The sequence below is a fragment of the Natronomonas moolapensis 8.8.11 genome, assembly GCF_000591055.1.
GTDB lineage: Archaea > Halobacteriota > Halobacteria > Halobacteriales > Haloarculaceae > Natronomonas > Natronomonas moolapensis.
Genome location: NC_020388.1, coordinates 1148580 through 1166814, shown reverse-complemented (window position 1 = coordinate 1166814; position 18235 = coordinate 1148580). Strand labels below are relative to the sequence as shown.

Annotated in this window: 21 protein-coding genes, 2 tRNA genes and 1 pseudogene; 15 read left to right on the top strand and 9 right to left on the bottom strand. The window is 66.4% G+C overall.

Features of this window, described 5'->3' with window-relative positions:
• Positions 1-18 precede the first annotated feature (18 nt).
• The 4 genes from NMLP_RS05830 to NMLP_RS05815 are packed head-to-tail and all read left to right on the top strand — an operon-like array spanning position 19 to position 2656.
• The gene (locus NMLP_RS05830; protein WP_015409196.1) at positions 19-957 is read left to right on the top strand and encodes a D-2-hydroxyacid dehydrogenase; all 939 of its coding nucleotides are present in this window, start codon (positions 19-21) and stop codon (positions 955-957) included.
• A gap of 55 nt (positions 958-1012) precedes the next feature.
• Positions 1013-1360 carry a DNA-binding protein gene (locus tag NMLP_RS05825; protein WP_015409195.1) on the top strand — a complete coding sequence of 116 codons (348 nt, stop codon included), beginning with the start codon at positions 1013-1015 and terminating at the stop codon, positions 1358-1360.
• Positions 1360-1947 (top strand): DUF7411 family protein, encoded by a 588-nt coding sequence (locus tag NMLP_RS05820; protein WP_015409194.1) that lies wholly within the window; start codon positions 1360-1362, stop codon positions 1945-1947. The genes NMLP_RS05825 and NMLP_RS05820 overlap by 1 nt, the downstream gene beginning before the upstream one ends.
• Positions 1948-2002: 55 nt before the next feature.
• Positions 2003-2656 carry a potassium channel family protein gene (locus NMLP_RS05815; RefSeq protein WP_015409193.1) on the top strand — a complete coding sequence of 218 codons (654 nt, stop codon included), beginning with the start codon at positions 2003-2005 and terminating at the stop codon, positions 2654-2656.
• A gap of 42 nt (positions 2657-2698) precedes the next feature.
• Here NMLP_RS05815 and NMLP_RS05810 read toward each other — a convergent pair whose 3' ends face one another.
• The 4 genes from NMLP_RS05810 to NMLP_RS05795 form a co-directional block, all read right to left on the bottom strand.
• Positions 2699-3259, bottom strand: coding sequence for a class I SAM-dependent methyltransferase (locus NMLP_RS05810; RefSeq protein ID WP_015409192.1), 561 nt, complete (start codon positions 3257-3259; stop codon positions 2699-2701).
• Between the two features lie 81 nt (positions 3260-3340).
• On the bottom strand, positions 3341-4036 hold the full coding sequence (locus NMLP_RS05805; RefSeq protein WP_015409191.1) for a 6-hydroxymethylpterin diphosphokinase MptE-like protein: 696 nt from the start codon (positions 4034-4036) through the stop codon (positions 3341-3343).
• 140 nt (positions 4037-4176) lie between these two features.
• Positions 4177-5322, bottom strand: a complete 1146-nt coding sequence (locus NMLP_RS05800) for a dihydropteroate synthase (protein WP_015409190.1) — start codon at positions 5320-5322, stop codon at positions 4177-4179.
• A 132-nt stretch (positions 5323-5454) separates the two neighbouring features.
• Positions 5455-6435 (bottom strand): alpha/beta fold hydrolase, encoded by a 981-nt coding sequence (locus tag NMLP_RS05795; protein ID WP_015409189.1) that lies wholly within the window; start codon positions 6433-6435, stop codon positions 5455-5457.
• Positions 6436-6531: 96 nt separating this feature from the next.
• Between NMLP_RS05795 and NMLP_RS15985 the strand changes: the two genes are divergently transcribed.
• The 6 genes from NMLP_RS15985 (at position 6532) to NMLP_RS05770 (ending at position 9743) form a co-directional block, all read left to right on the top strand.
• Positions 6532-6663 (top strand): hypothetical protein, encoded by a 132-nt coding sequence (locus NMLP_RS15985; RefSeq protein ID WP_269453348.1) that lies wholly within the window; start codon positions 6532-6534, stop codon positions 6661-6663.
• Positions 6664-6668: 5 nt separating this feature from the next.
• Positions 6669-6920, top strand: a complete 252-nt coding sequence (locus tag NMLP_RS05790; RefSeq protein ID WP_015409188.1) for a hypothetical protein — start codon at positions 6669-6671, stop codon at positions 6918-6920.
• A 103-nt stretch (positions 6921-7023) separates the two neighbouring features.
• Positions 7024-7800: an RNA methyltransferase gene (locus NMLP_RS05785; protein ID WP_015409187.1), complete on the top strand. Its 777-nt coding sequence runs from the start codon at positions 7024-7026 to the stop codon at positions 7798-7800.
• Between the two features lie 39 nt (positions 7801-7839).
• Entirely contained in the window at positions 7840-8499 is a 660-nt protein-coding gene (locus NMLP_RS05780; protein WP_015409186.1) for a 2,5-diamino-6-(ribosylamino)-4(3H)-pyrimidinone 5'-phosphate reductase, read from the top strand.
• Between the two features lie 218 nt (positions 8500-8717).
• The gene (locus NMLP_RS05775; RefSeq protein ID WP_049926201.1) at positions 8718-9305 is read left to right on the top strand and encodes a patatin-like phospholipase family protein; all 588 of its coding nucleotides are present in this window, start codon (positions 8718-8720) and stop codon (positions 9303-9305) included.
• A 45-nt stretch (positions 9306-9350) separates the two neighbouring features.
• Positions 9351-9743 (top strand): secondary thiamine-phosphate synthase enzyme YjbQ, encoded by a 393-nt coding sequence (locus NMLP_RS05770; protein ID WP_015409185.1) that lies wholly within the window; start codon positions 9351-9353, stop codon positions 9741-9743.
• A gap of 435 nt (positions 9744-10178) precedes the next feature.
• Here the strand turns inward: NMLP_RS05770 and NMLP_RS05765 are convergent, their stop codons facing one another.
• Both NMLP_RS05765 and NMLP_RS05760 read right to left on the bottom strand, forming a co-directional pair.
• Positions 10179-11144 carry a C-terminal binding protein gene (locus tag NMLP_RS05765; protein ID WP_015409184.1) on the bottom strand — a complete coding sequence of 322 codons (966 nt, stop codon included), beginning with the start codon at positions 11142-11144 and terminating at the stop codon, positions 10179-10181.
• A gap of 268 nt (positions 11145-11412) precedes the next feature.
• Positions 11413-11483 (bottom strand) — tRNA-Gly (locus tag NMLP_RS05760).
• Positions 11484-11625: 142 nt separating this feature from the next.
• On the opposite strand from NMLP_RS05760, the gene NMLP_RS05755 reads away from it, so the two are divergent.
• On the top strand, positions 11626-12453 hold the full coding sequence (locus tag NMLP_RS05755; protein ID WP_015409183.1) for an NAD+ synthase: 828 nt from the start codon (positions 11626-11628) through the stop codon (positions 12451-12453).
• 54 nt (positions 12454-12507) lie between these two features.
• On the opposite strand, the gene NMLP_RS05750 is transcribed toward NMLP_RS05755, so the two are convergent.
• Entirely contained in the window at positions 12508-13221 is a 714-nt protein-coding gene (locus NMLP_RS05750) for an enoyl-CoA hydratase/isomerase family protein (RefSeq protein WP_015409182.1), read from the bottom strand.
• Positions 13222-13347: 126 nt separating this feature from the next.
• On the opposite strand from NMLP_RS05750, the gene NMLP_RS05745 reads away from it, so the two are divergent.
• The 4 genes and pseudogenes from NMLP_RS05745 (at position 13348) to NMLP_RS05735 (ending at position 15670) form a co-directional block, all read left to right on the top strand.
• Complete coding sequence (locus tag NMLP_RS05745; protein WP_015409181.1) at positions 13348-14007, top strand: DUF7114 family protein; 660 nt, start codon at positions 13348-13350, stop codon at positions 14005-14007.
• Positions 14008-14058: 51 nt separating this feature from the next.
• Positions 14059-14163, top strand: a pseudogene (locus NMLP_RS14265) (IS200/IS605 family transposase); the annotation flags it as partial.
• A 127-nt stretch (positions 14164-14290) separates the two neighbouring features.
• Complete coding sequence (locus NMLP_RS05740) at positions 14291-15394, top strand: DNA-methyltransferase (protein WP_015409180.1); 1104 nt, start codon at positions 14291-14293, stop codon at positions 15392-15394.
• A gap of 204 nt (positions 15395-15598) precedes the next feature.
• Positions 15599-15670: transfer RNA gene (locus tag NMLP_RS05735), tRNA-Thr, on the top strand.
• Between the two features lie 316 nt (positions 15671-15986).
• Here NMLP_RS05735 and NMLP_RS05730 read toward each other — a convergent pair.
• Together NMLP_RS05730 and gpmI are read right to left on the bottom strand one after the other, a co-directional pair.
• Positions 15987-16589, bottom strand: a complete 603-nt coding sequence (locus NMLP_RS05730) for a dienelactone hydrolase family protein (protein WP_015409179.1) — start codon at positions 16587-16589, stop codon at positions 15987-15989.
• Positions 16586-18127: a 2,3-bisphosphoglycerate-independent phosphoglycerate mutase gene (gene gpmI, locus NMLP_RS05725; protein WP_015409178.1), complete on the bottom strand. Its 1542-nt coding sequence runs from the start codon at positions 18125-18127 to the stop codon at positions 16586-16588. Before gpmI ends, NMLP_RS05730 begins: the two co-directional genes overlap by 4 nt.
• Positions 18128-18235: the final 108 nt, after the last annotated feature.

The following is an 18235-nucleotide window of genomic DNA, read 5'->3' as shown; positions in this document are numbered from 1 at the left end:
CTCGCCGAACCCGGGAACATGGAACTACTCGTCCTCCGGGAGGGCGTTCACGGCCTCCCGGCCGAGTCGTACGCCGGCGCGCTCGCCGAACGACTGCCCGGCCACACCGTCAAACACGCGACGACGCCGGACGCCGAACGCGAGTTGATCCCCGACGCCGACGTCGCGACGGGGCTCGACGTGCGCTCATCAATCCTCGCAGACGCCGACTCGCTCCGGGTGTTCGCCTGCGCGTACGCCGGGACGGACCACCTCCCGCTGGACGCCCTCGCGGAGCACGACATCGCCGTGACGAACGCCGCCGGCGTCCACACCCCGAACGCGGCCGAGCAGGCGATCGGGTCGATGCTGGCGTTCTCCAGGCGGCTCCACGAGGCCGCCCGGGCCGATTCGTGGCAGCCGGTCTCGCCGGGCGAACTCGCCGGCTCGACCGTCACCATCGTCGGGCTGGGGGCCATCGGGACCGGGATCGCCGAGCGACTCGACCCCTTCGGCGTCACCACAGTGGGCGTGCGCCGTCGTCCCGAGTCGGGCGGTCCCACCGACGAGGTGATCGGCCCCGAACGGCTCCAGAACGCCCTTGCGCGCAGCGAGTTCGTCGTGTTGTGCTGTCCGCTCACCGAGTCGACGCGAGGGCTCGTCGACGCCGAGGCGCTCGCGACGCTCCCGCCGGACGCCGTGCTCGTCAACGTCGCCCGCGGCGAAGTGATCGAGACGGAGGCCCTCGTCGAGTCGCTCCGCCGGGGGTGGATCGGGGGGGCCGTCCTCGACGTGACCGACCCCGAACCGCTGCCCGACGACCACCCGTTGTGGGGCATCGACGACGTTCTCATCACGCCGCACTCGGCCGGCGCGACGCCGAACTACTACGGGCGCCTCGCCGACATCGTCGCCGACAACGTGGGGCGGCTCAAGGCCGGCGAGACGCTCCGCAACCGGGTTCGACTCCGAGAGTAGCCACGACCGCCTGGAGTGGAAACCGTTTTTGTGCCCGCGGCGATAACGTATCTGTATGAGCGGCGATCCCACCGACGAGGAACTGCAGGAACTCCGCGAAAAGAAGATGGAACAGCTCAAGGACCGACAGGGCAACGATGGGGCCGAGGCCGCGGAGGCTCAACAGCAACAGGCCGAAGCGCAAAAGAAAGCGATGCTCCGGCAGGCGCTGACCGACGGGGCGAGAAAGCGGCTCAACACGGTCCAGATGTCGAAACCGCAGTTCGGCGAGAAAGTCGAACAACAGATCGTCGCCCTGGCACAGAGCGGCCGGCTGAACGGCAAGATCGACGAGGACAAAATGAAGGAACTGCTCCAGGAAATGAAGCCCGAATCGAAGAGCTTCGACATCCAACGTCGCTGATGGAGTGTGGACTGCTGTTCAGCGCCGGGAAGGACTCCTCGCTGTCGGCACTCCTCTTGGAGGAGTTCTACGACGTCACGCTCGTGACAGCTACCTTCGGGATCACCGACGACTGGACCCACGCCCGCGACGCCGCGGGGGCGCTCGGCTTTTCCTTCGAGCGCGTCGAACTGTCCGAGGACGTCGCTAGAGAGGCAACAGACCGGATGCGCGAGGACGGGTTCCCACGAGCCGGCATCCAGGCGGTCCACGAGGCCGCCCTGGAGGCGGTCGCCGACAGGTACGACGTGGTCGCGGACGGAACGCGCCGCGACGACCGCGTCCCGACCATTTCCCGGGCGGTCGCCCAGAGCCTCGAGGACCGACACGGTGTCGACTACGTCGCCCCGCTGTCGGGGTTCGGCCGGGGCGCGATCGACCGTCTCGTCGAAACGCGTCTGGCGGTCGAGTCCGGCCCGAGCGAATCGATCAAGAAAGGTGACTACGAGACCGAACTGCGCGCGTTGATCGAGGCGCGGTGGGGTGCCGGGACGGTCACAGAGGTGTTTCCCGAACACGAACAGACGCGGGTCGTCGGGCGAAGCTGATCGCCCGACGCCGTCGACATACACCTTTTTGTCGTGGCGTCACATACCACGTCGCATGAAGTTCGTCATAGTCGGCTACGGTCGCGTCGGGGCCCGGACAGCGGACATCCTCTCCTCGGAGGGCCACGACGTCGCGATCGTCGAGTCGGTGGCGGAGAAAGCGCGGACAGCCGAGGCGGCCGGCCACGAGGTCGTCGAGGGGGACGGCGAAGACGAACGAGTGCTAGACGACGTCGGTCTCGACGATGCGGACGCGCTCGCGGCGCTCACTGGCGATCTGAACGTCAACTTCACCGCCTGCATGATCGCCAACGGCCACGACTGTCGGACAGTGCTCCGGATCGACGAAGACTACCGCGAGGAGATCTACCGGAAGTACGCCGCCGACGTCGACGAGGTCGTCTACCCCGAGCGGATGGGTGCCGCGGGGGCCAAGACGGCCCTCCTGGGTGGCGATCTAAACGTCCTCGGCGACCTGACCGAACACCTCACCGCGACGAGTCTCGACATCCCCGAGGGGTCGCCGGCCGTCGGCCGCCGCGTCGTCGACATCGACCTGCCGGGAGACGCCCGGGTGTACGCCCACGGCCGCCGCCGGGAACCGATGACGATCCCGCTCCCGCAGACGGAGATCGAACCCGGCGACCAGGTGGCGCTCGTCACCGAACAGGTCGACCTCGACGAGATCCGGTCGGTACTGCACGGCTAAGACGTTCGAGTCGCCGTGGCGGGCGTCGTCCGTCCAGCCGTATCAGCCCTCCAGCCGCGCCCGACAGACGAATGTCTCGGTCCTCGAAACGGCGTGATCGACGACGAACCCGCCCTCGCCCAGCGCCGACACGGCGTGTCCGAGGCCGTGGCGCTCCTCGATCGGAGGGCCGTCCGCACCGCGGCCGTCCCGGGTCCAATCCACGACGACGACTCGGCCGCCTGGGGCAAGGACGCGGGCGATCTCTCCGATCGCTTCGGGGCCGGAGAACTCGTGATACGTCATGGTGGTGAACGCGGCGTCGAGCGCACCGTCCTCGAACGGTAGCCCGTCGATCGGGGCCGTGACCGTCTGGACGTTGTCCGGGAGACCCTTTTCGACGTAGCGTTCGTGCATCGCCGCCTGGACGTCGACCGCGTGGACCGTTCCGGCGTGGCGAGCAACGAGGTCGGTGTAAAATCCGGTCCCGCTCCCGAGGTCAGCGATCGTTTCCGCGGGGCCGGCCGACAGGAGCGAGAGCAGTTCCTCGCCGGAGCACCATCGATACCGCGACGCGTCCTCGAGGCGCTCGGCGCGCTCCGGATCGAACGTGTGAAAACCCATACGCGACGTAGCAGCCGCGGCGGCATAACGGTGGCTGCTTCCGGGCGAGTATCGACGCAACTGGCGCACACGCCGGAATCGCTATGGGCTGTCGCCCCAGGGACGGTCGATGTCGTCGCGCCGCCCATCGAGGACGGCGAAGCGTTCGCCGCGGCGCTCCTCGAGCAGCGCAAGCAGGCGTTCGGCCCACCGCAGCTTTTTCGCCTTCGTGGGTACAACGGCGGGGTCGTCGAAGTCCCACCCCGGAAAGACGAGGCGGTCGGCCCCACAGGCGTCGGCGAGAAAGGCCGCGCGGTCGCCGTCGGTGAACCCACCGGGGTTGCACACGGGGGGTTTCGGGGCCGCCTGCGTCGTCGGAAGGACGGAATCGAGGCCGAACGTCGGGACGTGGCGCTCGATCGCCTCGAGGTTGTCACCGTGGGCGTGAGCGGCGACGGGGACGCCCTCCTGGCTTAGCTCCCGCGCCGTTTCGGGGTTCTTGTCCAGGTCGGTCACCATACAGTCGACGGCGATCCCGGCGTCGAGACAGGTGTCGGCGGCCGTCGAGGCGACGACCACGCTGTCGGCCTGCCTGGCGAGGGGCAACTCCGCCGGGAGTGTCGGCCCCGCGCCACAGACCGCGACCGTGCCGCCGAGGTCGATTTCGCCGGGGTCGAGCGGGTCGCCGTCGGCGACGAACGCGCCGAGCAGGTCCCGGGCGCGTTCGTCACCGGCCCGGTCGTAGCCGAAGTCGTCCAGTACCGCGGCGTAGACGGGAGCCCAGTCGGCGTATTGCATTGCCACTACCGTATATAAAGACTGAGCCCGAAGCGCACCAAGGTACCCCTACCCGGATGTGCCCTTCGGGCTTCCAAGCGGTCATTCCAGTGCATCTGGCATAAGCTTTCTTGTAGCGTAAGCCGTCCGTTTGTCACGCGTCAGACGCCTCCCAACCCGTCGTAGGCGCTCCCTGCTGCTTCCACGGCCGGCGTGGGTCCGCCCGCGATTTCGGCGATCAGGGCTTCGAACTCGGTGGCCGTGCCCGCCAGGAGCAGCCCCTCGCCCAGGTAGACGCCGAGGCCGACCGCACGACCGGCCCGTGCGAGGGCCGTCGTCGACGGCTCGGGAAGCCTGACCTCGACGACGTGGGTGCTCACCGAGGGGTCGCGGTCGCCGTCGTCGTCCTCGGCCCCGATCCGGGCGAGGTGGCGGCCGAACTCCCGGTCGGTCGTCACGTCGAGGACCTCGACGCCGCGGTCGGGGTCGCGGGCCCGTTCCCGCCGGAACTCGTAGCCGACGAGCGCCGCGTCCCGCGTCTCGGCGACGTCGTGGGTCCTGACGACGTGGGCGCCGCGCTCGACGGCCATCGACGTCGCCGCGAGCGAGACCGGAAGCGCCCCCTCCGTGTCCCGGCCAGCGACCTGCCGGAGGAAGTTCTTCCGGTTGATCGAGACGAGAATCGGCCGCCCGTGGCCGCGGAACTCCCGAAGGCGGTCGAACGTCTCCCGGTCGTCCTCGGTCGTCTTCGACTCTGACCAGCCGCCGAAGGCGGGGTCGACGATGGTCTTGTCGGTGAAGCCGTTCCGTTCGAGGGCGTCGTAGATGTCGTCGACGTCCTCGATCGCCCCCGGGCGTTCGAGGTCCGGAGGCGAAGCCATCTTCGAGACCGCGACATCGTATTCGGCACACACCGCCGGCATCTCCGGGTCGGCGAACCCGCAGATGTCGTTGACCATCTCGAAGCCGGCGTCGAGGGCGGCTTCGGCGACCTCGTGATAGCGGGTCTCGATCGACCAGACCGCGTCGCCCGACGTCGATTCGAGCGTCTCGACGGCCGTTTCGAGGCGGTCCAGCTCGCCCTCGGCCGACAGCACCTCGAAGCGCTTGTTGGCGGATTCGAGCCCGACGTCGACGACGTCGGCCCCCTCGCCGATCAGTTCCTCGTCGACGTAGGCGGCCGCCTCCCCTGGGTCATCGAAGACGCTCGGGTCGTAGGGTGACTCCTTCGAGACGTTCAACACGCCCATGATCCGGGGCGGGTGCTCGTCGCCGATCGACAATCCGGCGGCGTCGACTGTTCGCATACACCTGTTTGGAGCGCTCGTCGCTAAAGCCGACCGATACCGGAACCTCGTGTCGGGGGGCAGGCGGCCGCCGGGACGTCCCGTCTCCGGCGGCCCGGGGCTCGTCGTCGGTCGGATGTGCCCTGTCGATGGCTACTGGTCGAACGTCCCGACGAAAGTGCGTACGGCGTCTTCGAAGTCGGTCGGGTGTTCTCGATACGGGTGGTGGCCGGCGTTGTTCGCGGCGTACAGCCTGACGTCGGGGGCGTGCTGGGCGATCATATCGTACAGCGCGGTGCCGCTCCGGAGGGGCATCGTCGGGTCGTCGCTGCCCCAATACAGCAGTGTGGGCATCGTCAACGCGCCGTCGACGACGATGCGGCGGTTCGTCTCCCACATCGATTCGCGGAGCGACCGGTGCCACCGATCCGTCTCGGGGGTCTCTCGCTGCCAGTACGGTTCCGTGGGATCCGACCCGAGCACCGCGGCGGTTTCCATCGCCTTCGACCGACGCCGCATGTACGCTCCGGCGCGGACGTACTCGTCGGTGACGTGACCGGCCGAGTACGACAGCGTCTCCTCGAAGTGCCGGAACGTGTCCTCGAGGTACGTCGCCGAATCCGGATCGTCCGGTTTCCCCGCGTGGAGTCGCTCCCGCCTGCGCTCGTAGCCCGCCGCCTCGGGGGCCAGGGTCGCGCTGTTCACGATCGTGAGCGTGTCGACCGATTCGGGGGACCTGACCGCTAACCTGGCCGCGAGGCCGCCGCCGCGTGATTGCCCACAGAGGTGATACGACTCGACGCCGAGCGTTTCGAGAAACGACTCCATGTGTGTCACCTCGGAGTCGAAAACGAACGCCTCGGCGCTTGCGGGGTTGTCCGTCATCCCGTTCCCGAGGCGGTCGGGAGCGATCACGCGGAACCGCTCCGCGAGACGCTCGACGTTTCTCGCCCACGTGTTCGCGCTGGCAAACCCACTCCAGGTCCCGCCGTGCAGGAGGACGAGCGGGTCGCCGCTGCCCTCGGCGTAATAGCGCGTTCGGACCCCGTCGACGTCGGCGAACTCCGCGGTCAGTCCTCCGATCGAAGCGTCGTCGTTCACGTCGTCGTACTCGCTCGGCCGTCGTCCCGTCACTCTACGACCATACAAAAATCACGCGCATTTATATTTGTTCCTCCGCTCCTCTCGGTATATATACAGTAATCACCCAGTAAACGGTGCGGGGGAGCGATGGCCCGTGGCACGCCGATCGGGCACGCCGACGCCGAGGCCTCGAAGACGGTCGACGCATTCTACCCCCCGCTCGAATCCACGTTGTTGGGATCGTACCACGGCGTTAATGAATACACGGTCCGTATGTGAAGCGTATGAACTGCGATAAACTCCGGAACGCCGGTGCTCTGTGGGCGATCGGCCAGGGGCTCGTGGGCGCACTCGTCCCGCAGTTGAGCGTCGCGTTCGTCAAAAAGATGATCGGAAAGAACTTCGAGAACGCCGGTGATCTCGAGGCGAAGCCGGCGTACGTCCGACAGATCCGCGCGCTCGGTATCGGCCTGGCCGCGGCGGGCGTCGCCACGCTCGCGATGGACCGCGTCGCCGACCGAACCGACGAGGAGTGATTCGGGTGCCGGTCGGTGGGATCGACACCGACCGCCGAAGCCGGCGGTACGGACGGCCCTCGGACGAACGCGCTTATAAATCGCCGAGCCGAACTGGCCGGTAATGGTCGACATCGTCGTCGCCGTCGTCGGAGCCGAAACCCCGGGCAACGTCGGCTCCATCGCGCGCTCGATGAAGAACTTCGGGCTTTCGGAGCTGTACCTCGTCGATCCCCCCGAACTCGACCCGGACGGGGAGGCCTATGGGTTCGCCGGCCACGCCCGCGAGGACGTCCTCCCGAACGCCACCGAGGTCGGCTTCGAGTACCTCACGGAGCGCTTTTATACGGTCGCCTGCACGGCGACGACGAATCAAGACGCCCGGAAACACGTCCGGTATCCGTTCGTCGAACCGGCCGACCTCCCGAGGGAACTCGAGGGAGTCGACGCCGACGTCTGCGTTGTCTTCGGCCGCGAGCGCGTCGGGCTGACGAACGACGAACTCGCCGTCTTGGATCGCATCTGTTCGATCCCCGCCAGCGGCGAGTACCCCGTGTTGAATCTCGCACAGGCGGCGACGGTCGTCCTCTATGAACTCCGCGGGCTGACGGTCGCAGAGACCCAACACCCCCCGGAGTCCCACGACCGTGCCGACGAACACGAGATAGAGGGGCTCTATGCGACGTTCTCGGAGTACCTCCACGACGTCGGCCACCCCGAAGAGAAGATCCCGAAGACCGAACGGCTGTTCCGGCGGCTGCTCGCGCGCGCGCACCCGACCGGCCGCGAGGCCCGGACGTTGCGGGGCGTCCTCCGGCGGGGGGCGATGCGTGCGAGCGGCGAGTTACCGCGCGGCTCCGGCGACGGCGAGACCGACAACGGCAACGGCGACGACCGCTGAAGCGCCAACCGTTTTGACGGCGGCGGCCCCACAACCGATATGTACGTCTCCGTCAACGCCGCCACGAGCGCCGACGGCAAACTCTCCTCGCGGCGGCGCGAACAGATCGCGATCAGCGGTGACGAAGACTTCGACAGGGTCGACCGGCTCCGCGCCGAGGCCGACGCCGTCGCGGTCGGCATCGGCACCGTGCTCGCGGACGACCCCTCGCTCGTCCGCCACGACGAGACCCACCGGGCGTCGATCCGGGGGGAAGACGCGTCGCCACCCGCCCGCGTCGTCGTCGATTCGACGTGTCGGACGCCCGCGAACGCCGCGATACTGGCGGGCAAACCGGAGACGTACGTGCTGGCGAGCGAGGCGGCTCCCGACACGCGGCGGGCGGCGGTAGAGGACGCCGGAGGGACGCCCGTCGTCGCAGGCGAGGAGCGAGTCGACCTCTCGGGGGCGCTCGACGGCCTCGAATCGGTGGGGATCGAGCGCCTGCTCGTCGAGGGGGGCGGCGAGGTGATCTTCTCGCTGTTCGAGGCAGGCCTCGTCGACGAACTGACCGTCTACGTCGGGGACACAGTGATCGGCGGGCGGGACGCGCCGACGCTCGCCGACGGCGAGGGGTTCGTCTCGGAGTTCCCGGAGTTGGCGCTCGAAGCCGTCGAACGCCTCGATTCGGGCGTCGTGCTGGAATGGAACGTTTTATAATTTGCTCGCGGACGGCCGTGCCGCCGCCACGGCAACGGTGGCCGACGTCCGGCACGACCCCGCGGCGGACGACGGGGTCGGCCGAGTCATAAACGGCTGGCTGTGTACCGTCTCTTCCCTCCAAAACGGTGGCACGCCGATCCCAAGAGGTAGCCCCTGTCGGCTCCCCGGGACCGAACTCGGCAAGCAGTGCATCCGAGAGGTAGTGCATCCGAGAGGTGCTCGAACGCTACGTCGATTTCGACGAGATCCCCGGATGCTGCGAGCGAACCGCCCCCGAGCTCGTCGTCGGGACAGTCACCGTCGACTCGGGTGAGTTCGAGACGTTCGTCAACGAGGCGGTCACCGTCGAGGCGGTTCTCGCCGCCGCCGTGCCCAACCTCTATCGGGCGATCGAAATCGACGGCCACTATCGCTGGGACGGGCTGTTCAGCCAGAACCCGCCGGCGAGAGACCTCCTCCACCAGCTGCCGGAGCGAAAGCCCGAGGAAGTGTGGATCGTCCAGATCGACGACCAGTCGACGGACACGGAACCGAGACGGCTCGACACGATCACCGACCGGCGCAACGAACTGTCCGGGAACATCTCACTGAACCAGGAGTTGGCGTTCGTCGAGCGGGTAACCGAGTGGGTCGAGGCGGGGATGCTCCCGGCCGACCGGTTCACGACGCCGGAGATACGCCGGTTGGTCCTTGAGGGCGGGTACAGTTCCGCGACGAAACTGGATCGCGATCCGGTGTTCGTTCCGGAGCTGATCGATCGCGGCCGCGAACGGGCCGCAGCCTTCCTCGAGTCGGCGGAGTGAGGCGGCCACGGATATATGTATCGAGCGAGCCAACAGGGGCGTCCGATGGAGCTACGCGTCAGTACCGAGGACCGCATCGACGTCGTGGACGTGACCGAACGCATCGAGGCCGAAATTCAGACGGTCGAACGGGGTCTCTGTACCGTCTTCGCCGAGCACACCACGGCGGCGGTGTCGATCAACGAGGCCGAACCGCGGCTGATAGAGGACGTCAAGGCGTTCGTCGCCGAACTGTCGGCCCCCAGCGGGTGGCGCCACGACGCACTCGACGGCAACGCTGACGCACACCTCCGGTCGTCGGTTCTGGGCCGAGACGTCTCCGTACCGGTTCGTGACGGGGCACTCGCCCTCGGCACCTGGCAGTCGATCCTCCTGATCGAGTGCGACGGTCCCTGTGAGCGATCGGTATCCGTGACGGTGACACCGAGCATCGAGTGAGACGACCTGTTCGTCGTACTCCGGCAGACGTCCGGCGGGGGAGCACCGGCCCGGGCACTCGCCGCAAGGGGAACTGCACGGCCCGCCGGATCAGTGATTCAGCCCCGTCCGACGGGTGTTCGAGCCGTCGCCGCTTCGGAGCGTGGCCACAAGATTTAAATAGTAATGGGGTGTGAGACATGGTACGACATAGCACACATGGACCAGATAAATATGGAGCTCCTTCGAAAAGAGTGCAGTGACGGAAACGACAGAGCGTGCCATACGCTACAGCGACTCTGTGAGGACGGGGTCGACGAGGCCTGTAATCGGCTGTGATATCTCTTCCGCGCTGACGTTTCGTCTCGGCGCTGAAGCGCGAGTGTCCTTCGGCGGGGGGTAGGGTCGACTCGGCACGGTCGAGGTCCCGTACGGGCCGACGGCGAAGCCGAGCGATCAGAGCACCGCTGCGTTCGGGTCGACGAAGCCATCGGGCCGGTCGCCCGCGAACACGTCGCGAACGTCCTCAGCGATGTGCTCGTTGAGACTCACGAGCGAATCCTCGGAGTAAAACGCCGCGTGCGGCGTCACGACCACGTCGTCGTGGCCGACGAGTTCGGAATCAACCGGCGGCTCCTCGTTCAACACGTCGAGGCCCGCGGCGGCGATCTCCCCGGCGTCGAGCGCCCGACGAAGCGCCGACTGATCGACGATCGGGCCGCGACCGACGTTGACGAGAATCGCCGTTTCGCGCATCCGCTCGAACGCGTCGCGGTCGAAACTGTGGCGCGTTTCCTCGGTCAGGGGGGCGTGAACCGAGACGTGATCGGCCGTCTCTAGGAGGTCCCCGAACGGTACTTTTTCGACACCGTGTGCCGCCATCTCGTCGGCATCGACGTACGGGTCGGAAGCGATCAACTCACAGCCGAAGCCGGCTAACTTCTCCGCCGTCCGTCTGGCGATGCCGCCGAAGGAGTGAAACCCGACCGTCTGTTCGGAGAGGCGACGAATCGGTTGGCCGTCGGTCCAGTCCCATCGTCCGTCCTCTATCGCCCGATCGTAGCCCTCTACGTCCCGAAAGAGCGTCAAAAGCAACGAGACTGCGTGCGTCGAGACCTCTTCGGTGCAGTACTCCGGCACGTTCGTCACTGTTACGCCGGCGTCGTCGGCCGCCGCGATGTCGATGTTGTCGACGCCCGTCCCGGCACGGGCGACGACGTCGAGACGCTCACAGGCGTCGAAGACTGCTGCCGGGACCGGAACGCCGGTGTCGACGACGAGCGCGTCGGTCTCTCGTGCCGCCTCGACGACCCGCTCGGTCGAGGAGAGGTCGGTCGAACGCACGGTGTGGTCGCCTCCCAGAGCCGACCGTAGCGTGTCGATCCGGATGCGTGGATCCTCGCTCGTACGTATAGTTGCCACGTCGCACTCTTGTGGCCGGATTCACATGAGTCCTGTCGTACGATTCTTCAAATTGTTTAAAAAGGCCGATCGAAGCGAGTCCGCTTATATATTATAAGATGATAAAACCACCGATTTTATTAGACATCTGTGAAAGATATCCAATCAGTTGGCCTCGAAGCAATCGCTGTATGGTGGTTTTAGAGTCAACTGAACAAATTGACTTCGGGGAATGCACTAATCTCGAGTGAATCGATAGGGGAAACTGCAATACTGCGCGTACCTGTAGTGCGCCGTCCGGGAATTGAACCCGGGCTATTAGCTTGGGAAGCTAATGTCCTACCACTGGACCAACGGCGCGCACACGGGTGTTCCGCCCCGGCGTACTTGAACGTAGCGTCTCGGATCTGCGCGTCCGCGGCACCGAGACCATATCGAACGACCGTCCAAAAACACGGGACCGACGGGAGAGTATTAGTGCTGAGAGACCCAACAGAAAGTAATGACGGACGCAGAGCTGTTACAGAAAGAGACGGGCGTCGAACTGTTGTTCTCGGACGACGAACTCGAAGCGAGACGCGACCACATCGTCGAGTTCATCGCCGATATCGTCGACGACGCCGGGGCGGAAGGGGCAGTCATCGGCCTCTCGGGGGGGATCGACTCGACGACGACGGCCTATCTGGCCGTCGAGGCGTTGGGTGCCGACGCGGTTCACGGCCTCCTGATGCCGAGTTCCGTGAACCCCGATGCCGACGAGACCGACGCCGAACGGGTCGCCGAGGCGCTCGACATCGAGTACGACACCGTCGACATCAACCCGATCGTCGACGCGTTCGTCGACGCCGCACCCGACCACGCCGCCGAGGATCGGATGGCGCTCGGCAACGTCCGGGTCCGAACCCGGGCCGTGTTGAACTACTTCGTCGCCAACGCCGAAAACCGCGTCGTCCTCGGCACGGGCAACCGCTCCGAGGCCGCGACCGGATACTACACCAAGTACGGCGACCAAGCGGTCGACTGCAACCCGGTCGGGAACCTGTACAAGTGTCAGGTCCGCCAGCTCGCCCGCGAACTCGGGGTCCCCGAGGACCTAGTCACCCGAACGCCGACGGCGGCGATGTGGGAGGGCCAGACGGACGAAGAGGAGATGGGCCTCGACTACGACGACCTCGACGCTATCCTGGCACTGCACGTCCACGGCCCGCTGTCGAAACACGCGACTGTCGAGACGCTCGACGTACCCGAGGAGGCCGTCGACCGCGTCGTCGAACTCCACGAGACCAGCGCGCACAAGCGCTCGATGCCGCCGGCACCAGAGTCCTTATAAACGGCCCGACCGGCCGACGGCGCTGGCGCCCGCGCGCCGTCGACCGCCGCACCGCTACGACGACCCACCGAGGTCCCGAAGCGTCTCGGCGTGCGTCTCGACGAGCGCCTCGAACGCGGCGACCTCGCTGTCCTCCCGCTCGGCTTTGTTTTCCCGACCTCTGAGACACGCCTTCACCGCCTCGAGAGCAGCGGGGTCGTTCTCGGCGATCTCCTCGACAACGGCCCGGGGCTCCTCGACGATCCGCGAGACGAGACCGATACGACGGGCCTCCTCGCTATCGATGACTCGTCCGGAGAGCGAGATGTCGAGCGCGTCCCCGAGGCCGACGGTCTCGGGGAGCCGGACGGTCCCACCCCAAGCGCCGAACAGCCCGAACGTCACACCGGGTTCGGCGAACGTCGCGTGAGGGGTCGCGATCCGTAGGTCGCAGGCCAGCGCGAGTTCGACGCCGCCACCGCGGGCCGCCCCGTCGATACCGGCGACCACGACTGCGGGACTGGTCTCGATGGCGTCGGCAGTACGCTGGCCCCGGCGAACGAACGCCTCGACATCGGCGTCGGCGTCGCCGGCAAGCGCCGCGACGGAGTCCAAGTCGGCACCGGCGCTGAATGCCTCCCCCGCGCCGCGGAGATACACCACCGGAGCAGGGGGATCGGCGACGGCCGTCTCGAGCGCCTCTAGCCCGGCCGGGGTGAGCGCGTTTCGCCTGTCCGGGCGATCGAGCGTAACGACTCGGATCGCCCCCTGATCGTCAATGTCGATCATCACCGAACGGGGGACGGAACGGGCAGTAAGTGCTGCGGTCACGCGGCGGTCGCCGATCCGGCTTCCTCGGCGGCACGTTCACGCTTTCCAAACTGATTTGCCCCTCCCGTCCCTACCGAATGGCAGATGGACGAAACCGCGCACGCCCGGGCCGCGTTCAGCGAGGGGATCGGCGACATCGTCCCCGAAGCCCTCCGGAAACGCCTCGAGGGAGTGCTCGAGTCGGCGTCGATGACCCCCGGTACACTCACCGTCGTGACGGCGACGGCGCTCGACGAGTCGGTCGACCTCGACACCGCTTCGCGCCGGGGCGCCGGGGTCCAGATGAGTTACGAAGGGCTCCGGCTGTCGCGGGATCTCATCCACACCGACCCGTGGTCGAACGGCGACAGGGGGGAAGGTGATATGAATGCGATCGCCGCCGAGGTGCTCGTCGCTCGCGGATTCGAGTACCTCGCCCACACTGGCGTCGCGATGGACGTCGTCGATGCCGTCCGGCACTTCGGACGGGACCAGACGCTCCGGGAGACCGACGTGGCTCCGGCCGAACTCGACCGACGGCTCGAGGCGGACTTCGTCCGGATCGCGGTCAGAGCGGGTGCGGACGTCGCCCTCGGTTCGATCCCGGAGCCGGTCGATACCGTTGCCGACGAACTCGCCGAAGAGCTGGGAACCGATCCCTTACCCGAGACCGAGGCGGCCCTCGGCGGCGTCGCGGAGCGGATCTCGGCGGCGGGCGCAAGCCCCGATCGGACGGCCGCCGGTTCCCGGTCGTCGGGCACGTAGTGTGTCGTCGTCGCGTTTTGTAGCAGGGCAACGCAGTATCGGCTGAGCCCAATGGAATACGACCTCGATTCGGGAGCGCACTCCACATATTCACTTCACTCCCATCTGATGCTCACAACGAAGTATCGACGCGGAGTGCTAACCGGGGAGCGAACGGCTCAGCCGGAGCGAGTAGGTAGGGTAAAATAAAGTAGAGTAGGGTCGTTCACACGAACCCGATGAGGGTCTGCACTGACTCGTTCTCACGAAAAATTAAGACGGTAACGCGGTGAAGTCGTACTCGATGGAGACGACTCACTGCATCGTTACCGGAGACTCTCGCTCGCTTTCAAAGACAGACGACGACTCCGTCGAACTGGTCGTTACCTCTCCGCCCTATCCCATGATCGAGATGTGGGACGAGCTATTCTCCGAACTCAACCCGGAAATAACAGCTTCTCTCGAAGCGGGCGAGGGGCACGCCGCCGCCTCACAGATGCACGAGGAGCTCGAGAAGGTCTGGAAAGAAGTCAGCCGGGTACTGATTGATGGCGGCATTGCGTGTATCAATATCGGTGACGCAACACGAAAAGTGGACGGAAGTTTTCGTGTTTTCCAGAACCATTCTCGAATCATCAACGCCTTCGAAGATCTCGGCTTCGAGCCTCTGCCCGAACTTCTGTGGCGCAAGCCCGTCAATTCGGGAGCCAAATTTATGGGCTCAGGTATGCTCCCGCCCAACGCATACGTCACACTCGAACACGAGTACATCCTCGTCTTCCGTAACGGGAAGGAGAGTCGAACCTTCGAGCCGGGGTCGGAACGGCGGTATAATTCGGCGTATTTTTGGGAAGAACGGAACCAGTGGTTCTCCGACGTTTGGACGGATATCAAGGGGGAGATTCAATTCCTCGAACGAAACGAATTGAGAGAGCGGTCTGCGGCGTATCCATTCGAGATCCCGTATCGGCTCATCAATATGTATTCTGTCTACGGAGACACGGTGCTTGACCCATTTTGGGGAACGGGCACGACCTCGTTCGCCGCGATGGTCGCGGGGCGAAACTCCGTCGGATACGAACTGGACGAGGAGTTCGTTCAGTTGTTTGAGCACCGAGTCGAAAACGTTCCTGAATACTCGCGTGAGGTCGTCAAACGGCGGTTGGACGAACACAGCGAGTTTCTCGAGGAGCGTCTCTCCGAGGGGAAGGAGTGCAAGTACCGGGCCGACAACTACGATTTCCCCGTCACGACGAAACAAGAGAAGCCGATTCAGTTCTACTCGGTTTCCGATATTCGAGAAACTGAGGAGGGTTATGAGGTGTCACACAGCCCTGTGGAGGATACGGATGTTCAGATTGAAAAAAACAAGCGGGGTGGCGAGGTCGCTTCACTTTCTGATTTCTAACCGGGGGTATTGCGCCCGAAATTGCTTGACGAACGACTGAATGAGTGGTTAATTTCATCGAGGGTGGGAGCTTCAGATGGGGTTCGATTATTTCTTTGGCACGTCACAGTACGGCACGCCCGGTGGCTTTCATCACATTCTTATACGGTTGTGTAATAGAATCGAGTGCAGACGGCGGAAAAACGGGGTGTACGCACCCTGAGTGCCTGGGTAGCTTAGCGGTAAAGCGCGTCCTTGGTAAGGACGAGAGCCCGGGTTCAAATCCCGGCCTAGGCTTCAACCCTTTCGCCTAAATCCCAAGACGACATTCATTAACGCCGCCTCTGGCGGCATTCCCGTTGAGGTACCTAACATCTGTATTCAGTCGCTATTGTCGTTCGCGGAGCTGAGGCTCCTCAAGTATCACGAGACTGTCCAGGAGGTCAGGCCGACGCCGCTGCCCCGGCAGACGGCGCAGCTGCTCGATTTCATCACCGGGGTGACCACCCGAGCCGGAACGTGGCCCGATCGAGACACCTTCGCGAGGATCGCTATGGCGACGCACTGATGCCCGGGCGGTCCACACAGCTGGGGACCCGACGGACGTCGCTCATCAGCGATCGCGAGCGGCGTGTGTAAAAAGATCGGCGACGGTGTCGCCGGCGTTTGCGGTCTGGCCCACGAAGTGGTGGTCCGCGGGGAGGGTCCGGACCTCGCCGCCGCGTGCCCGAGCCCGATCGGCGACCGCCTCGGCGTCGACAGTCGCGTCCCGCTCGCCGTACACCACCGCGATCGGACACGCAACGTCGTCGAGTGCGGCGACCGCGTCGACGCCCGCGGAGAGCCTCGCGGCGGGCGACAGCGCCACGACACCGTCAGGTGCCGTCCCGGCCGCGGACTCGCGGGCGGCGGCGGCGACGGCGAGACAGCCCCCGAAACTGTATCCAAAAAGCCCCACGCGCTCGTGGTTGGCCCGCGCCCACGCGAGAGCGTCCCGGGTGTCCCCGAGTTCGCCGCGGCCGCCGTCCCAGGCCCCGTAATCGAAGCGGAGACACGCACACTCGAGGGCGTCGCTCACCGCCTCGAGTCGGGGATCGGTTCGGCTGCCGCCCATCTGTGGATGCGGCGGGCACGCGACCACACAGCAGTCGCTCGCCGGCGCGTCGAGCGTCCCGCGGACATCCCGATCCGAGGGAACGACGACCGCCTTGCTCATTCTAGCAGGTGGTCACCGGTCATCGCCCCGGGCACCTCGACATCGATCCGCGACAGCAGCGTCGGCGCGATGTCGGCGAGCGTCCCTCCCGGCCGGACCGTCCGGTCGCCGTCGGTGCCGTCCGGCGCGAGGTAAACGAACGGCACCGGGTTCGTCGTGTGGGCGGTGTGGGGGTCCTCGGGCGTTCCCATATCGTCGGCGTTGCCGTGGTCGGCGGTCACGAAGAGGTGGCCGCCGGCCGCCCGGACCGTCTCTTCGAGGCGGGCGAGGTGGGTGTCGACGGCCTCGACGGCCGAGACCGCGGCGTCGAAATCACCGCTGTGGCCGACCATGTCCGGGTTGGCGTAGTTCAACACCAAGACGTCGAGGTCGTGGGGACCAGCCGTCTCGCCGTCGCCGACCCCGCGCTCGATCGCGTCGATCGCGGTGTCGGTTAACTCGGCCGCCGACATCTCCGGCCGCTCGTCGTAGGTCGGGACGTCGGGGCTCGGAACGATCTCGCGGTATTCGCCATCGAAGGCGGTCTCGCGGCCGCCGTTCAGAAAGTAGGTGACGTGGGCGTACTTCTCGGACTCGGCGGCCCGAAGCTGCGTGCGCCCGGCCTCGGCGAGCGCTTCACCGAGCGTCCGTTCGGGCTCCAGCGGCGGGTAGGCGACCGGAAGGCCGAACGTCTCGTCGTACTCGGTCATCGTCACGAGCTCGACCTCGGGCGGGTCGGTCTCGACGGCCCATTCGGGGTCGATGTCGGCGAGCATCCGGGTGAGTTGGCGGGCCCGATCGGCCCGGAAATTGAAGAAGACGGCGGCGTCGCCGTCCGAAAGCGGGGGCGCACCCTCGATCAGCGTCGGCTCGACGTACTCGTCCGTCTCGCCGCGGTCGTACGAGGCCTCGACAGCCTCGACAGCAGATGCGGCGGCGTGGGGGGCTTCACCTTCGACGATGGCGTCGTAGGCGCGCTTCGTCCGCGCCCAGTTCCCGTCGCGGTCCATCGCGTAGTAGCGCCCACAGACCGTCCCGACGTGCCCGGTGCCGTTCGCCTCGACCGTCGCCTCGAGGTCGGCGAGAAAGCCCACCCCGCCCTCGGGGGCCGTATCACGGCCGTCGGTGAAGACGTGGGTGACGGCCTCGACCCCCTGCTCTGCGGCGAGTTCGATCAGCGCGTGGAGGTGGGCCTGATAGGAGTGGACGCCGCCGTCGCTGACGAGCCCGAGGAAGTGGACCCGTCCGCCGTCGTCGGCGTGCGAGAGCGCCTCGCCGATCGCCTCGTTGTCGGCGAAGACGCCGGCGTCGATGTCGTCCGTCACCCGCGTTGAGTCCTGTTTGAGTACCCGTCCCGCGCCGATGTTGAGGTGGCCGACCTCGCTGTTGCCCATCTGTCCGTCGGGAAGCCCGACGCGTCTGCCGTGGGTTTCGAGCGTTCCGTACGCCCCGGCGTCGCGGAGGTGGTCGACGGTCGGCGTCGCGGCCGCCGAGACGGCGTCGCCCTCGCCACCGTCGCCGAGGCCCCAACCGTCGAGGATTACGAGCGCGGCTTGCATACGTCCGGGAAGTGGCCCCCACCCTAAGGCGATGTCGCTTCGACGCCCCCCGTTTCGTCGGCGGGACGCGGCCGCCCCTCGCCTCTCGGAAACGTTTTCCCGAGGCCG

Coding starts and splice junctions, on each gene's coding strand:
- NMLP_RS05830 (WP_015409196.1), top strand. CDS start 19: ATGGAACTACTCGTCCTCCGGGAGGGCGTTCACGGCCTCCCGGCCGAG.
- NMLP_RS05825 (WP_015409195.1), top strand. CDS start 1,013: ATGAGCGGCGATCCCACCGACGAGGAACTGCAGGAACTCCGCGAAAAG.
- NMLP_RS05820 (WP_015409194.1), top strand. CDS start 1,360: ATGGAGTGTGGACTGCTGTTCAGCGCCGGGAAGGACTCCTCGCTGTCG.
- NMLP_RS05815 (WP_015409193.1), top strand. CDS start 2,003: ATGAAGTTCGTCATAGTCGGCTACGGTCGCGTCGGGGCCCGGACAGCG.
- NMLP_RS05810 (WP_015409192.1), bottom strand. CDS start 3,259: ATGGGTTTTCACACGTTCGATCCGGAGCGCGCCGAGCGCCTCGAGGAC.
- NMLP_RS05805 (WP_015409191.1), bottom strand. CDS start 4,036: ATGCAATACGCCGACTGGGCTCCCGTCTACGCCGCGGTACTGGACGAC.
- NMLP_RS05800 (WP_015409190.1), bottom strand. CDS start 5,322: ATGCGAACAGTCGACGCCGCCGGATTGTCGATCGGCGACGAGCACCCG.
- NMLP_RS15985 (WP_269453348.1), top strand. CDS start 6,532: ATGGCCCGTGGCACGCCGATCGGGCACGCCGACGCCGAGGCCTCGAAG.
- NMLP_RS05790 (WP_015409188.1), top strand. CDS start 6,669: ATGAACTGCGATAAACTCCGGAACGCCGGTGCTCTGTGGGCGATCGGC.
- NMLP_RS05785 (WP_015409187.1), top strand. CDS start 7,024: ATGGTCGACATCGTCGTCGCCGTCGTCGGAGCCGAAACCCCGGGCAAC.
- NMLP_RS05780 (WP_015409186.1), top strand. CDS start 7,840: ATGTACGTCTCCGTCAACGCCGCCACGAGCGCCGACGGCAAACTCTCC.
- NMLP_RS05770 (WP_015409185.1), top strand. CDS start 9,351: ATGGAGCTACGCGTCAGTACCGAGGACCGCATCGACGTCGTGGACGTG.
- NMLP_RS05755 (WP_015409183.1), top strand. CDS start 11,626: ATGACGGACGCAGAGCTGTTACAGAAAGAGACGGGCGTCGAACTGTTG.
- NMLP_RS05750 (WP_015409182.1), bottom strand. CDS start 13,221: ATGATCGACATTGACGATCAGGGGGCGATCCGAGTCGTTACGCTCGAT.
- NMLP_RS05745 (WP_015409181.1), top strand. CDS start 13,348: ATGGACGAAACCGCGCACGCCCGGGCCGCGTTCAGCGAGGGGATCGGC.
- NMLP_RS05740 (WP_015409180.1), top strand. CDS start 14,291: ATGGAGACGACTCACTGCATCGTTACCGGAGACTCTCGCTCGCTTTCA.
- NMLP_RS05730 (WP_015409179.1), bottom strand. CDS start 16,589: ATGAGCAAGGCGGTCGTCGTTCCCTCGGATCGGGATGTCCGCGGGACG.
- gpmI (WP_015409178.1), bottom strand. CDS start 18,127: ATGCAAGCCGCGCTCGTAATCCTCGACGGTTGGGGCCTCGGCGACGGT.